The organism is Ignavibacteriales bacterium (genome assembly GCA_026390595.1).
In the GTDB taxonomy this organism is placed as follows: domain Bacteria; phylum Bacteroidota; class Ignavibacteria; order UBA10030; family UBA10030; genus UBA9647.
Genome location: JAPLFQ010000024.1, coordinates 71,958 through 86,215, shown reverse-complemented (window position 1 = coordinate 86,215; position 14,258 = coordinate 71,958). Strand labels below are relative to the sequence as shown.

At 54.2% G+C, this 14,258-nt stretch carries 12 protein-coding genes; 6 read left to right on the top strand and 6 right to left on the bottom strand.

What is annotated here, in order from left to right:
• Positions 1-32: 32 nt before the first annotated feature.
• Entirely contained in the window at positions 33-1,241 is a 1,209-nt protein-coding gene (locus tag NTU47_13665) for an IPT/TIG domain-containing protein (protein ID MCX6134855.1), read from the bottom strand.
• 518 nt (positions 1,242-1,759) lie between these two features.
• Positions 1,760-2,701 carry a PIG-L family deacetylase gene (locus NTU47_13660; protein ID MCX6134854.1) on the bottom strand — a complete coding sequence of 314 codons (942 nt, stop codon included), beginning with the start codon at positions 2,699-2,701 and terminating at the stop codon, positions 1,760-1,762.
• 534 nt (positions 2,702-3,235) lie between these two features.
• Between NTU47_13660 and NTU47_13655 the strand changes: the two genes are divergently transcribed.
• Positions 3,236-4,342 carry a hypothetical protein gene (locus NTU47_13655; protein ID MCX6134853.1) on the top strand — a complete coding sequence of 369 codons (1,107 nt, stop codon included), beginning with the start codon at positions 3,236-3,238 and terminating at the stop codon, positions 4,340-4,342.
• 100 nt (positions 4,343-4,442) lie between these two features.
• Here the strand turns inward: NTU47_13655 and NTU47_13650 are convergent, their stop codons facing one another.
• From NTU47_13650 to NTU47_13635, 4 genes are all read right to left on the bottom strand, one after another.
• On the bottom strand, positions 4,443-4,796 hold the full coding sequence (locus NTU47_13650) for a translation initiation factor (GenBank protein ID MCX6134852.1): 354 nt from the start codon (positions 4,794-4,796) through the stop codon (positions 4,443-4,445).
• Between the two features lie 42 nt (positions 4,797-4,838).
• Entirely contained in the window at positions 4,839-5,732 is an 894-nt protein-coding gene (locus tag NTU47_13645; protein ID MCX6134851.1) for a rhodanese-like domain-containing protein, read from the bottom strand.
• Positions 5,733-5,965: 233 nt separating this feature from the next.
• On the bottom strand, positions 5,966-6,253 hold the full coding sequence (locus NTU47_13640; protein ID MCX6134850.1) for a hypothetical protein: 288 nt from the start codon (positions 6,251-6,253) through the stop codon (positions 5,966-5,968).
• A 215-nt stretch (positions 6,254-6,468) separates the two neighbouring features.
• Positions 6,469-6,714, bottom strand: coding sequence for a hypothetical protein (locus NTU47_13635; protein MCX6134849.1), 246 nt, complete (start codon positions 6,712-6,714; stop codon positions 6,469-6,471).
• Between the two features lie 729 nt (positions 6,715-7,443).
• Between NTU47_13635 and NTU47_13630 the strand changes: the two genes are divergently transcribed.
• From NTU47_13630 to tnpA, 5 genes are all read left to right on the top strand, one after another.
• Complete coding sequence (locus NTU47_13630) at positions 7,444-9,660, top strand: right-handed parallel beta-helix repeat-containing protein (GenBank protein MCX6134848.1); 2,217 nt, start codon at positions 7,444-7,446, stop codon at positions 9,658-9,660.
• Positions 9,661-9,915: 255 nt separating this feature from the next.
• The gene (locus NTU47_13625; protein MCX6134847.1) at positions 9,916-11,541 is read left to right on the top strand and encodes a peptide chain release factor 3; all 1,626 of its coding nucleotides are present in this window, start codon (positions 9,916-9,918) and stop codon (positions 11,539-11,541) included.
• Positions 11,542-11,685: 144 nt separating this feature from the next.
• Positions 11,686-12,711 carry a fatty acid desaturase gene (locus tag NTU47_13620; protein MCX6134846.1) on the top strand — a complete coding sequence of 342 codons (1,026 nt, stop codon included), beginning with the start codon at positions 11,686-11,688 and terminating at the stop codon, positions 12,709-12,711.
• Between the two features lie 114 nt (positions 12,712-12,825).
• Positions 12,826-13,464 (top strand): peptidylprolyl isomerase, encoded by a 639-nt coding sequence (locus NTU47_13615; protein ID MCX6134845.1) that lies wholly within the window; start codon positions 12,826-12,828, stop codon positions 13,462-13,464.
• A 305-nt stretch (positions 13,465-13,769) separates the two neighbouring features.
• Complete coding sequence (tnpA, locus tag NTU47_13610; protein MCX6134844.1) at positions 13,770-14,225, top strand: IS200/IS605 family transposase; 456 nt, start codon at positions 13,770-13,772, stop codon at positions 14,223-14,225.
• Positions 14,226-14,258 lie beyond the last annotated feature (33 nt).

Sequence of the window (14,258 nt, the reverse complement as noted above, 5' to 3'; positions counted from 1 at the left end):
ATGTCGCTTTGGCATAGAAACGTCTGTGTGCATTACAGCGTACTGCCGTAGTACGGTGCGCTTTTCTTTCCCCGCACATAGAACTTCACGAGAAGTCCGTTGGAGGTGCTTGCATAAAGATCATCTGAACTCCCCCATGTGAGATAGGCGAGCCCGGTTCCAAACATGGCCTTGTAGGCTCCAAACGGAGCACTCACTGTCTTGCTGGCGTTCACGATCAGGAGGCCCTCCTGAGAATCTGTTCCCACATACATGATACCATCAGAAGAGAACGTGATTGATAGAGGTATGTTAGCCGGATAAGTGGCTGCGAAATCGAAATAGACTTCAGGTGTTCCCAGCGTGGTACCTGAGATCTGCGCCCGCCAGATTTTTTCCCCTGCTTCCGTCTTGGCTGAGAAGTAAAGGGAGCCGTTGTAGACCCGCACGCAGCGCACGGTCCCGACAAACGGAGTAGTTGTGATCACCTTGGCTTGTGTGACGCAGTAAATGTTGGAATTGTTGCCGCCTCCCCACACGTTTCCGCTTTGGTCAAAATCAATATCATTGATTGCGACGCCGACCGGGAAAGCCTGCCACACTGCTCCTGATGATCCGCCTCCAGGCGAGAAGCGATACAACGCCCTGAAATTTCGTGCAGCGTACAGATATCCGCCTGGTCCCATTTTCAGGCTCGTCCACGAAACCACACCCGACGTGGGAGGAGTGTAGGTTGATCGGACACCCGCAGGCGTGATCTTGATAATGCCACCTTCGACTGCGGTGAGCGAAATTCCCGAGTAGAGATTCCCTGACGCGTCAGTCGCTATCGATGTAGAGGTCTCAGTCGCCTGAAGACTCCCCCACGTCTTCACCCCTGCTTTCAAGGAGAAGAGATACGTGTTGCTGAATTGAACGGAACTTGAGACCGCGACCCTGACACCGATACTGTCGCTCGGCACCAGCGGCGCTCGGAGCATAATCTGCGTGCTCGTCGAGCTCAGGAGCGCGGCAGGAGATGCATTGAAGAATACCGAGTTCTCCGACACCGAGGCGGAGAAGTTTGAGCCTTGCACGACAACTGTATCCATACCTGCAACCGCGCCCCCGGCGGGGGTGATGCCAGTGATCGTCGGTTGGGGATTGTACGAAGCATTCGAATCGTACAGACTAAAGTCCTCCGTTTTCGTGCAGCTGCTCAGAAACAGAAGTCCGAGGGCGGCAAGAAACAGAAATGTTGTTGCTCTGGAGAAGGAAAGCATTGGAATACCTGCCTTTTGGGATTCAGGAAATGGGGGATTGTCGGTTCTGGAACTCGTTTTCAATTCGGACCAGCACACTAGTCAGGTGGGAACGATGTGATCGCCAGGTCATTCTGTCAATTCGCTGGAATAGCCGGCATTTGAGTTCGTCGGCCTGGCATTTCGTAAAAGGATGATTAGGGACTTCCTACAACGCCTGTGCCAACCACGAGGGACGGAAAAACCCGACAGAGACCCACAAATCCGTAGTTCGCGGGCCGCTTCAGGTGAGACTTTTGGCCCAAATTCGCACGATTGACAACTTACTATCGTTTATTGGAAGTGACGAAAACGGAGAATCGCTCAGATTCTCAGATCGACAGTCCGTGAGAAACGGAGCTGCAACTCGATCTGCCCTCCGAGATCGGGCAGGGGAACGGCGAAGTAGCAAAGGGCAATTTCTTCTCTCAATCCCCTGCAATCAATAGCATCTTTCCGATCGCTCCGAAGCTCACAACCAGCCCATCAGATATCATGTGCTATTTACTTTCCTTCGCAATCCCCGAGTTCAGGACAGGAAAGATCCTCATCAACTCCGCTTTGTCCGTCTTCCGGCTGTAGTGGGGAAATTCAAATTCTTCCGCGTACTGAAACGACTGCCCCTGCTCACGCCCGTACCACTTGATCAGCCACTCGCGCATCTCGTCGCTGATCGCCAGGTCATCAAGATAGTGCTTCTTGAGAAATTCTCTCTTTCCCTCCCACCCTATTGGCACCTCGTTGAGAATTCCCTTTTGCCATGGAGCGAACTCATAGAATTGCGACGCGTGAGCATCGAATGACTTGAGTTTCAGTTCAAGGGTCGCATCGATCGGAATCACCAGATCTGGTTTGTGCGGAAAGGTCTTACTGTAATAGTCGCGAATGTGAATATACAACGGCCTCTTCTTCAGAGCGGGAACCTCAGGCATGAACAAAGGGGCAGACGCGAGTCCAGCCCCCTGCTGCACAGCGATGCCAGACGCCATTTCGTCCGGGTGTCCTCCTCCGAACATCGGCTTAATGCTCATCACAACGTCCGCGCGCCATTCCCGGATGGCACGCACGACCCGCTTCCTCAACTCAACTGAGTTCTCAACTTCGCCGTCGTGATAGGGAAAGATCTCGTATGACACGCCGAGAATCCTGCCTGCTTCGAGGGCTTCTGCATGGCGGCGTTTGGCAAGTTGCTCTTTTGTCATGCTCCAGTGACCCACATCGCCGTTCGTGATAGAAAGGAACTTGACCCGATGTCCGGCCTGAGACATCATGGCGGCGGTGCCTCCCGCGTACTCTTCGGCTTCATCAGGATGACCAACGATGATCAACACGCGGAGCGTATCGCCGCCGAACAGCAAGGACGGAGCAATGATGGCAATGAAGCCGGCGAACATCAACGGTCTCAGCAAGACCCGAAACTTGGATACGGTGGTGGGGTGCATGGTTGGACTCCGAAACTCGTGGATATTCGAACGTGCGACGTCAAACCGACAATCTGGACATCAAACGACAGAGGGACCTACCGGGAATTGCTTTGAAAAATAGTACAGGAGTATCGCCGGAAATGCAAGCGCCGGACAATCGGTGAACAACCCTTTGAGGCATATTCAACTTGTGAAGTAATCTCAGCGCAAACCGGTTTTGCCAGAATTGTGTCGTTGGTCAAACGCAGGGAAATCAGGCGCATTTTCCCCTGTCAGGTACACTACAACATCGCTGTCCAAGACCAGTTCAAACCGTGAGTTGGTGCCGGCTTTGTTTACAGCCGTCTCACACTTTTTTTGATGTGGTGGGCTGGTTCAGAACCACGGTGCTCATTGGACACCTGGCCCTGCCGCGTTCTACTTTTTAGGCGGCTTCAGCCGATACGTCCCTGCGTATTTCCTCTCCATCCTGGAAAACCAATTGACGTTGGTGACATTGACCTGTATATTTTTTCCTCCGCGCTACTCTATAACTCATGAAGGAATGCTGCAATGAGACTGTTCTTGTTTTCTCTCCTCATCATCCACGGCCTGATCCACCTCCTCGGATTTTCCAAAGCGTTTCAACTGGCAGACGTCAGCCAGCTCACACAGGACATTTCGAAGCCCGCAGGGGCATTCTGGCTCGTGACAGCCCTGTTGTTCATCGGTGCGTTTGCCTGCCTTCTTCTTCGCCTGGAATCGTGGTGGATTGTGTCAGCCGCTGCAATTGCCCTTTCGCAATTTCTGATCGTCCTGAGCTGGACTGATGCGAAATTCGGCACGATCATGAACGTCATCATCCTGGTGCCGGTAATCATTTCGTTCCTGAACAGCCTTCCTACCAGCTATCTGAATCGCTACAAAGCCGAGGTACTGACGAGGGTAGGCGTCCGGCACGAGACATCGCTGCTCACCGAAATGGACATGCGTCACGTGCCGGCACCTGTTCAGAAGTACTTGCGTTACGCCGGTGCGGTCGGCAAACCGAAGGTTTTCAATTTCAGGGCGGTGAACCATGGCTCCATGCGGAGGACCCTTGAGAGTTCCTGGACGGACGTCTCTGTGCGACAACACAACTTCTATGATGACCCCGCGCGGCTCTTCTACATCGAATCGACCTTGTTCGGAATTGCTTTTGACGGACTGCATGCCTATATCGGGAACAGCGCGACCATGCAGATCAAGGTCGCTTCCGCGATTCAGGTGGTGGATGCACGAGGCGAGAAGATGAACCAGGGAGAAACGGTGACGATGTTCAACGACATGTGCATCCTGGCGCCGGCCGCGCTCATCGACACGACCATTCAGTGGGAAGAGATCGATTCACTGACTGTGAAGGCGTTCTTCACGAACCAGGGGTATACAATTGCCGCCATGCTCTCATTCAACGAGGCGGGCGCGTTGGTCAATTTCATTTCGAACGACAGGTTTCTCTCGGGCGACGGGAAGACCTATCTCAGTTATCCCTGGTCGACTCCCGTGCGGAACTACAAAGATTTTGACGGCAGGAAGGTCGCATCGTACGGAGAAGCAATCTGGCATACACCCGGCGGGGAGTTTTCCTACGCGAAATTCGATCTTGTGGATATCGAATACAATTGCAGGGATTTGCGATGAGGGTGGGCGGATTCGTTCACGATCTTGGAGTCAGGAGCGGAGCTCGTGACGAGCGCGGGGAATCTTAGAGCCCAAAGGCTGGACGGCTTTGGTTCGCCAGCTACCTGACAACGTAATTCATTTCCCGGAGTTTTTGCGCCACTCTCTCGCGCTGATCTCCCTGGATCTCAATGTTTCCCTTCTTCATCGTACCTCCGGCGCCACAATGCTGTTTCAGGACCCTTGCTATCTCCTCCATCGTTGTCGGATTGTGCTGGAGCCCTTCCACGAGCGTTACGGCTTTTCCCTTCCTTCCCTTCGTGTCCAGCCTGACCCGAACGGTCTTGTTTCGTCCGTCGTGCTCGGGCTTTTTGACTTCGGCAGAGAACTGTTTCCGTTCAGCCTCCGTAAGGATCTGCCCGAGATCAGAAAGCGACGTGAGTGTCTTCCGGGTCTTCTGTGATTTCTCTTCCATAGAACGCCTTGATCTTCATCCTTGGTCTTTGAGTAAGAGCAACTACTTCTTCGCAGGAGGTGCTTCGACCGGGAGCTCACGGTCGGCCCAATCCTCAAAAGAACCATCGTACACGCTGACATCATATCCAATCATTCGCGCGGCTAAGTACACCAGGGTCGCTGACTGACCGACATGACAATAGGCGACGAGGCGGCTGCCGGGTTTGACTCCCGCCCTTCCAAAGACTGATCGCAGCGAATCCAGACTGATCATCCGGTTCGTCGAATCAGCGACGCTCGAGGCCGGAATGCTCACGGCATGCGGCAGGTGGCCGGGAGAAGTACCGGTTGAACCATCGTAGTATCGCCGGGCCCGCGCATCAATAATCGTGACGTTCGGATCAGTTAGATGAGCGCGCACCCATTCCGCGTCCCGCACGACGCCGGTGTGCGGTTTGGGGACGTAGGTCCCTGGCTTGAACTTCGGGATCTCTTTCGAGACAGGTCGCCCTTCTTTCTTCCATGCGTCAAGTCCTCCGTCCAAGAGCACGACACGATCTTCGAGTCCGAAATAGGCAAGGGTAAGAATCATCCTGCTGGCCATCGCCGTATTCTGCCCTTCAACATAGACGACGATCCTGGACTTCCGTGTAATGCCAAGATCTTTGAGTACCGCACGTGCCTCCTGAATGGAAGGAAGTTCGGTGCTTCGCTCCGGAGTGTTCTTTGCGAGCGCATAGAGCCAGAGGAACCGCGCGCCGGGGATGTGCCCCTGCTTGTAGCTGCTGTTTGTCCAGTGGGCATGAAGAATTACTATGTCTTTGTCGCCGAGATGTTGTGCCAACCACTCCGTGCGGACAAGCAGGCCGGGTTCTTCCGAGGGCCCCGTTGAAGCGCAATGTGCTGCAACAGCAAAGAACATGACAGAAAGAAAAACGAGTGGAATGATCTTCATGGGAGCCTCTCTGGTCAGGACTGCATTTCCAATATAACACACAAACCGAGAATAGGGTGCCCCTATTCGTTGTTTTGTGGAAGGACTCCATGCGCGCAGGAACAGAAAATGCCGATCAACATTGGTCGATCGGCATTTTCAGAACAACGCAGAGGACACTATCAAGGCACGAAAGAGGTGGACCCTGCCTTCCGGGGCGAGCGTCCTTTCTCACAATGGAAGAATAAACCGAGCTACCGTACGAAGCAGTACCAAATTGCGACGTGGAGAATTCCTGCCACTGCCCCTTTGATCGACGCCTGAACGTCAGAGAGCGAACCAACCTTGGTGCTGTCTGAATCGTAGATATCTGAACCTCGAATGGTGGCCATGATCCTGTCGTCCGTATCGAGCAGAGTGTCGCCGCGAATTGATCCGACTCTCTGGTTGTTGCCGTCGTAAATCGCCCTGCCCCTCGTCGTAGCTACAATGCGGTGATGCGAATCGTAAAGATCAGGACCGCGCATTTCAAATCTACTCATGCTTCTCCTCTCATACATCCATCGTCAACGGGTTGCTTCGTTATGGAAATACAGGCAACCGGTCAGGAGACCGGAGCTTCTCTATAACCGCCAGAACAGAGAAACCTGAGGCCTCCATTGCCATTGCGGCCAATCGATCGCCCGGTCTGCCTTCAGATCCCAGCTGCATTTCCTCGTGGGGTGTACTCCCCCTATGGAGTTTCGGTTGAAAATCGCTATTTCGCACGTCGAAGTATCTCCTTTGCGACAGAAGAGCCACCCTGTGTGTCGTGATCCCGCTTCATTTTTTTCGCGAACGACATCGCTTGTTCGGCATCGATAAACCAATCAGATGAGATGAGCGTTTTGAACCAGAGGCTCTTCTTCCATTGCCTGACGACCCATACAGTCGGATTTGAATTGCGGTGGATGAGCTCTATGAAACAGCCTGCTGCCCTTAATATTACAATGGATTCATTCATAATTGATCACACACCCAACTTCCTGAACCACATGATTTCAACCCATCGCTTCAGCGTCCACCACCCCGGTCTGGCGTGGGGACGAAGATGTGCAAGGAAAAGCCATGCCTGTTTCCCCCAATCGGCCGTGCTCAAACTAGCGGTGTAGAGATTTCTTTTGGGCTTCAAGGGCAATCCGCCTCTTTTCAATGAACCCGGTGTAAGGTCCGCGTCACCTGCGTTGAGACATAACGAAATGCCTTTGCAGTTGCGAGACGAGGACATAAAAGACTGGTGACTGGCCATGGACCAGTGGAAATGCAGCGTAGGTGCGGGACTCGAGGTAGGCTTACGACGTGCGCTGTTTGACGGGACGACCCCTGCGAGCCTAAGAAGCCTCGCCCTTCAGTCGATGGCGAGAACAGGGGGAAAATCCTCTGTTTACAGTTTAGACCCTTTCCGCTTCAATTGCAAGGCAGCCACGCTTTATGTTCGGATGTACATGTTCGATGTCTGAGCGAGGCTCTCTTTCGGAGTGTTTTGACCACTTCCAAGCTATCGACGGGCAATGATGAGCTATGCGACAAAGGCGACCGATACCGGGTCGGCTCTTTGATCTATCGCTCCTCATCTGGATCTCCTATCCTGTGAAACAGGCGGACGCGCCGGTCGACTCATCTTGATTTCCCAACGCCTTCCCCATACATTGATCTGCCGCTCCACTTCCTCAGTCTTCGAACAGGACATGCCATGAGACTTTTTTTCTCGCTTCTTCTTTCCTTATTCATAGCAGCACGCGTTCATGCCCAGGAAGTATTTGTCTCTCCCAAAGGGGATGACGGCAACCCAGGCAGCATTGAGAGGCCGTTCCAAACTCTCGAGCGCGGGCGGACTGCAGCCCGCACATATCACCAGTCAACGCCGGCAGCGACACGCCGGGCCTTCATCGTCTGGCTCCGCGACGGCACGTATTCCCTGGCAAGCACATTCGAACTCACCAGGGACGACGCCGGCTCGCCCGGCGCCCCCGTGACATACGCCGCATATGGTATCGAGCCGGTGCGCCTCTCCGGCGGCATCACCATCCCTTCTTCGTCCTTTCACCCTGCGTCTGATCCTGGTACACTTCGGCGTCTGCCGGTTGAATCGCGGCAGCATGTTCTCCAGGCAGACCTCCGCGCGTTGGGCATTCGCGACTTCGGCAAACATCGGCAATTCGGTCATGGACTCCCGGTGGTCCCGGCACCGATGGAGCTTTTCTGGAACGATTCCGTAATGCAGTTGGCGCGCTATCCCAACACAGGCGCAATTGATCTCGGCACCATCATCGACCCGGGCTCGATGCCCCGAGACGGAGACTACTCGAACCGCGGCGGGAAATTCCGCTACACTGACAAACGGCATGCGCGCTGGGCCGGTGTTTCCGATGTCTGGCTGCAGGGGTTCTTCAACCACGGGTTCTCCGATGACAAGATCCGCATTGCTTCCATCGATACGGTGCAGCAAGAAGTGACACTTAGTTCTCCTCACATGTACAGTCTTGCCAGCGGGCAAAACTTCAACCAGTACGTCGCTCTCAACGTGCTTGAAGAACTGGACCAACGGGGCGAATGGTATGTTGATACGGCTTCCGGGATGCTGTTCCTCTGGCCCCCGGGTGACATCGCTGCAACACGGGTGACAGTCTCGATCCTGGAACAGCCGTTGATCGCCCTCGACAACACTTCGTATTGTACTCTGCGGGACCTCGTCATCGAAAACGGGAGAGGGCTCGGGGTCTCTCTTGAGGGAGGAACCAACAACCGGATCGTGAATTGTGTCGTCCGCAATGTCGGGACTGTAGGCATCATGCTGGGGCAGGGTGCGCGGCAGACGTTCCCGCACATCACTGCCGACGACTATGAGGGTGTTCCGTCCTCACGCGAGGTCGGGAGTTTCCATTCGCACATGTACCGCAATACCGTTTGGGACCGGAATGCCGGCGAGCACCATGTCATCGAAGGATGCGAGGTGTACAATACCGGATCCGGAGGGATCATACTCGGCGGCGGGAGCAAGAAGAACCTTGTGCCCGGCGGGAACGTGGTGACGGATTGCCGCATTCACGATTTCAACCGCAGAAACAAGGCAGGAGCGGCCGGTGTGATCGTGGACGGCTGCGGTAATCTGGTAGCTCACAACGAGATATACAACGCCGACCTCCAGGCGATGCTGGTCCACGGCAACGATCATGTATTCGAATACAACCACATCCATCATGTCGCTCTCAACTCCAACGACGCATCAGCCTGGTACCTGGGCCGCGATCCCAGCGATCAGGGGAATGTCGTGCGATGGAATTTCTTCCATCATGTCGGCCGGCCGGACCGCAAGTGGATGATGGGGGTCTATTGCGACGATGCCACCTGCGACGTTCGCATCGAAGGAAATATCTTCTATAGGGTCGCCTCGTACGGTACCGTCTACAGCAACGGCGGGCACGACATTGTGGTGAAGAACAACATTTTCATAGAAGGATACGGGCCGGCATACCAGCTCAAATCCATGTGGTACGATTTCGGCATCAGCTCAATCCCCTACTTCTTCGGAGAGAAGGGAATATACACGCGTCGACTTACCAAGGACGTGGATATACGTAAGCCTCCCTACAGCGAGCGGTATCCGCTGTTGAAGGACTGGCTCGACCTCCTTCCCGACGGGCGCACATACGTGGGAATGCGTCCGCGGCGCAACGTGTTTGGCAACAACGTGCTCGTGAAGCACGAAGAGACATTCCGCCTGGTCGGACAATACGCGCAGACCGAGTTTGGCGAGAACTACATCACCGACAAGGACCCGGGATTTGTCGATGCGGCGCAGCTGGACTTCCGGCTGAAAGACAACTCCGTGGTATACAAAGAGCTGCCAGGATTTAAGCGCATTCCGTTCGAGCAAATCGGGCCGCGCAAGCCTGGGGATCGCAAATAGAGTCAGCGACCCTTAGAGGAGGGAGCGGAGATTTATCGGCTTTGTTGAGATATCTTCTCCCCATTGAGTATCGTAACGAAAGCGCGGTAGCTTGGCTCTCTGCTGAATTCTCCGTATCTTGTAAACAGATGACCACTTCTTCGTTACACAGAGCTCTTACTCCAACGTAGTGTTTCCTCCGGCTTTCGGGCACGATGTGTGCCCGCATTGTATCGATCCATTGAACATTCTGTTCCATATCCCAAACCGACATTGATGAATCAGAGCGAACTTAACCGACGACGAACTTTCGGTATTATCAGTCACCCGGACGCTGGCAAAACCACGCTCACGGAAAAACTATTGTTGTTTGGCGGCGCGATCCACACGGCAGGCGCTGTGAAGAGCAACAAGATCAGGAAGACGGCCACCTCCGACTTCATGGAAATCGAGAAGCAGCGGGGCATCTCTGTAGCGACCTCGGTGATGGGCTTCGAATACGGAGGGTACAAGGTCAATATTCTGGATACGCCGGGTCACAAGGACTTCGCCGAAGACACCTACAGGACCCTCACGGCCGTGGACAGCGTGATCCTCGTGATCGATTGCGCGAAGGGAGTCGAAGAACAGACGCGCAAGCTCATGGACGTCTGCCGGATGCGGAGCACACCGGTGATCGTGTTTATCAACAAGATGGACAGGGAAGGCCGGGACCCGTTCTCGCTTCTTGACGAACTCGAGCGTGAACTCGGCATCCACACGCGGCCGCTCACGTGGCCCATCGGCATGGGGTCGCGCTTTCAGGGGGTATACAACCTGCATGAAAACACACTGGAACTCTTCTCTCCCAACGAGACAGGCATTTCGGATTCATTAGTCGCCGTGAACGATCTTGCGAGTCCGCTCCTGGACGAGCATCTTGGTGAGACCTCTGCCGCCCGGCTCCGCGAGGACATTACGCTGATCGAAGGCGCCTACGAACCGTTCGACGAAGGGCATTACCGCTCGGCGTACCTTGCGCCGGTGTTCTTCGGAAGCGCTCTCAATAATTTCGGGGTCAAGGAGTTGCTTGATACGTTCGTTGCGCTTGCTCCTCCTCCGCAGCCAAGGCAGACAACCACAAGAGAAGTACAACCGGCGGAGAACACATTCAGCGGATTTGTATTCAAAATCCACGCGAATCTCGATCCCAATCACCGTAATCGCATGGCATTTTGCCGGGTGTGCTCGGGTACGTTCAAGCGGAACAGCTATTACTATCACACGCGCCTCAACAAAGAACTTCGGTTCACCAACCCCACAAGTTTCATGGCGAACGAGAAGAGTGTCATCGAGGAGGCGTGGCCGGGAGACGTGGTGGGACTCTACGATACCGGCACGTTCAAGATAGGCGATACGCTGACAGAGGGGGAACAGTTCAGTTTCAGAGGAATCCCGAGATTTTCTCCGGAAATATTCAGGCAACTTATCAACAGGAATCCGTTCAAAGCCAAGCAAATCGACAAGGGTATCCGGCAGCTCACCGATGAAGGTGTTGCCCAGCTTTTCATCCAGCAGCACGGCCATACAAAAATCGTCGGCGCCGTCGGCGAAATGCAATTTGAGGTGATCAAGTTCAGATTGCTCCACGAGTACGGAGCGGATTGCGATTTGCGTCCAATGAACATCTACAAAGCTTTCTGGTTCACGTCTGCAAACCGCGAGCAATTGCGCCGATTCCTCTCACTCCAGGACCACCACATCGCATATGACAAAGATGATCATCCCGTTTACCTCGCCGAGGGAACCTGGTCGATCAAGTCCGCAAGGGAAATGTTCCCCGAGATTGAGTTTCATCTTACATCGGAGTTCAAGACCGATACAGACGTGGTTCAGAGCATCAGTCAGTGGGGAAAGAGCTAGGTGCAGGCCTGAGCAATCTCCGCGCCTCTGCGTTGAGATGTAGAATATTTCCCAATGGTGATCGCGCGAGATCTTCTCAGCAAGAACTCTCCCATCCCACATTCCGCAAGTGACCATGGCATTTTCGAGAACCCGTTTAAGCACATGACACGCCCGCCGAATGATCAACCGGTGAAAAGCAGAGGCATCGCACGTGTCAGATGGTATCGCACACCGCTTGACACTCAAACCCTCGCGAGCCTGAACACCAAAAGCAATTTTAAAGGTCTTCTTCAAACGCTGAGATATCTGGGACTCCTGACGTTGACGGGGAGCGCGGCGTTGTATGCCGCGTCAGCCTGGCCATGGTGGACCGTCGTGCTGTTGTTTTTTCTCCATGGTACCGTGGCTTCATTCGCCATCAACGCCGTACATGAATTGGTGCACGGGTGCGTTTTCGAAACACAGTGGCTCAACGGTCTGTTTGTGCGGATCTTCTCGTTGATCAGCTGGGTCAACTTTGAGCAATTCTACAGCAGCCACATGCGGCATCATCAGTTTACACTGCATCCGCCGGACGATCTTGAGGTCGTTCTTCCGATCCGGTTGACGGTAAAACATTTTTTCCAGACCGGATTCGTCAATGTCAAGGGCAGCTTCGAGACGCTGAAAACCACTCTGCGCCACTCCCGCGGCAGGTTCGTGGGGCAATGGGAAACAGCTCTTTTCCCCGCCGACCAGCCCGACAGAGGCCGCCCCGTCATTCGTTGGGCGCGCATACATCTTGCCGTGCACGGCATCGTCCTGGTGATTTCGTTCTACTACGGCTGGTGGCTGCTGCCGGTCCTGACAACTCTTGCCCCGTTCTACGGCAGCTGGCTCTTCTTCCTGTGCAACAACACTCAACACATCGGCTTGCAGGACAACGTGCCCGACTTCCGGCTCTGCTGCCGTACGTTTACCTTGAACCCTGTGGTGCAGTTTCTCTACTGGCACATGAACTACCACATCGAGCATCATATGTATGCAGCTGTGCCGTGTTACAACCTGGCGAAGCTGCGCCGGACAATCCTGCACGACATGCCCCCCGCTCCGCGCGGGATCGTCGCCACGTGGAGAGAAATCGCCGCTATTCAGCGGAAGCAGGTTGAAGACCCCGGCTATCAGCACGTTGCACCTTTGCCAGGATAGCGAGGGCTCACGTTGTGAAGCGAACTTTGTGCGGCAATTCGTGAGCTCTGTCGGTCCCGGATCAGTTGTGAATTTCATGACGCACACTTCTATCGCACTAGTCGAGGAGAACGAATGAAGACAACAAGACGCTGCCTGGTAGCGTATGTTCAGAGTCTGCTTGTGCTCGCTCTGCTTGTGTTGCAATCCACGGTATTTGCGCAAGACAAGGGCTTGCCATATTCGATACGTATCGAGACGGAGGAAGGAACGATCATTGCAGAACTGTATCCGGACAAGGCCCCTGCAACGGCGGCCAATTTTCTCCGCTATGTGGACAGCGGCTCCTTCAACGGCGGATGTTTCATGAGAACAGTTCGCCCCGACAACGAGCAGAACCCTGTGAAGATCCAGGTGATCCAGGCCGTTGTTCATCCATGGAAAGAGAACAGCAGTTTCCCCCCGATCGCGCTCGAGCGGACAAGCATAACAGGACTCCGGCACACCGACGGCGTAATTTCGATGGCGAGATCGGAACCAAACTCGGCCACATCTTCCTTCTTTATCTGCATCGGCGATCAACCCGAACTTGATATTGGAGGGAAAAGAAACCCGGATGGCCAGGGGTTTGCGGCCTTTGGCCGCGTGACACAGGGGATGGACATCGTTCGCCGGATTCAGATGTCGCCGGCGGAAGGGCAGGCGTTGGTGCCGCTTGTGCGGATTTCTTCCATTGTTCGGCTCGCAGGCGAGAAATCAAATCCGCCACGGTAGGTCAGAGAGTAAAGGTATGACCGGGAGTGACGATATCTAACCCCTTCAGGGTTAGAAGAGCACCTTGATGATCTGGGTCGGGGCGGTGCCCCGACCTCCGATATCTGACCCCTTCGGGGTCGGCTACCTCACTGTTTGAGATAGAGACATAGGAGAAAGAGGAACCAAGATTGGCCTGCCTCGTGCCTTGTATCGGTTCAAACCATCCCCGAAGGGGATAGATATTCTAACCGAGGGCGTCGCCCTCGGTTCTCACTCATCGAGTACTACCACAACCCTGAAGGGGTTGAATATTTGAGGAGCATATGCCACAATCACTCGCCAAGGTATTGGTCCACATTGTCTTCTCAACAAAGAATCGATACCCATTCCTGGCAGACAAGAAAATTCGCGACGAATTGCATGCCTATCTCGGCGGTACGTGCAATGAACTGGAATGCCCAGTCTTAACCGTCGGCGGAGCCGTCGACCATGTGCACATTCTTTGTTCTCTTTCGCGCAATCACTCGATAGCATCGTTCGTCGGCGATATCAAACGTGGATCTTCCAAATGGATAAAGACAAAAGGAAGAATGCTTGCGAAATTTGCGTGGCAGAACGGATATGGTATGTTTTCGGTTGGGGAGTCAGAGATGGAACGAGTGAAACAGTACATCGTTGGGCAGGAGGGTCACCACAGGAAAAAGACGTTTCAGGATGAGTATCGGTCATTCCTGAAGGAATATGGAGTGAACTTCGACGAGAGGTATGTATGGGACTGATGATACTTAGACTCTCCAGAGTCCGTAGAGCAC

What these genes read in the sequence shown, in the direction of transcription:
- NTU47_13625 (MCX6134847.1), top strand. Translation starts at nt 9,916, where the DNA reads ATGAATCAGAGCGAACTTAACCGACGACGAACTTTCGGTATTATCAGT.
- NTU47_13635 (MCX6134849.1), bottom strand. Translation starts at nt 6,714, where the DNA reads ATGAATGAATCCATTGTAATATTAAGGGCAGCAGGCTGTTTCATAGAG.
- NTU47_13650 (MCX6134852.1), bottom strand. Translation starts at nt 4,796, where the DNA reads ATGGAAGAGAAATCACAGAAGACCCGGAAGACACTCACGTCGCTTTCT.
- NTU47_13645 (MCX6134851.1), bottom strand. Translation starts at nt 5,732, where the DNA reads ATGAAGATCATTCCACTCGTTTTTCTTTCTGTCATGTTCTTTGCTGTT.
- NTU47_13660 (MCX6134854.1), bottom strand. Translation starts at nt 2,701, where the DNA reads ATGCACCCCACCACCGTATCCAAGTTTCGGGTCTTGCTGAGACCGTTG.
- NTU47_13655 (MCX6134853.1), top strand. Translation starts at nt 3,236, where the DNA reads ATGAGACTGTTCTTGTTTTCTCTCCTCATCATCCACGGCCTGATCCAC.
- tnpA (MCX6134844.1), top strand. Translation starts at nt 13,770, where the DNA reads ATGCCACAATCACTCGCCAAGGTATTGGTCCACATTGTCTTCTCAACA.
- NTU47_13620 (MCX6134846.1), top strand. Translation starts at nt 11,686, where the DNA reads ATGACACGCCCGCCGAATGATCAACCGGTGAAAAGCAGAGGCATCGCA.
- NTU47_13630 (MCX6134848.1), top strand. Translation starts at nt 7,444, where the DNA reads ATGAGACTTTTTTTCTCGCTTCTTCTTTCCTTATTCATAGCAGCACGC.
- NTU47_13615 (MCX6134845.1), top strand. Translation starts at nt 12,826, where the DNA reads ATGAAGACAACAAGACGCTGCCTGGTAGCGTATGTTCAGAGTCTGCTT.
- NTU47_13640 (MCX6134850.1), bottom strand. Translation starts at nt 6,253, where the DNA reads ATGAGTAGATTTGAAATGCGCGGTCCTGATCTTTACGATTCGCATCAC.
- NTU47_13665 (MCX6134855.1), bottom strand. Translation starts at nt 1,241, where the DNA reads ATGCTTTCCTTCTCCAGAGCAACAACATTTCTGTTTCTTGCCGCCCTC.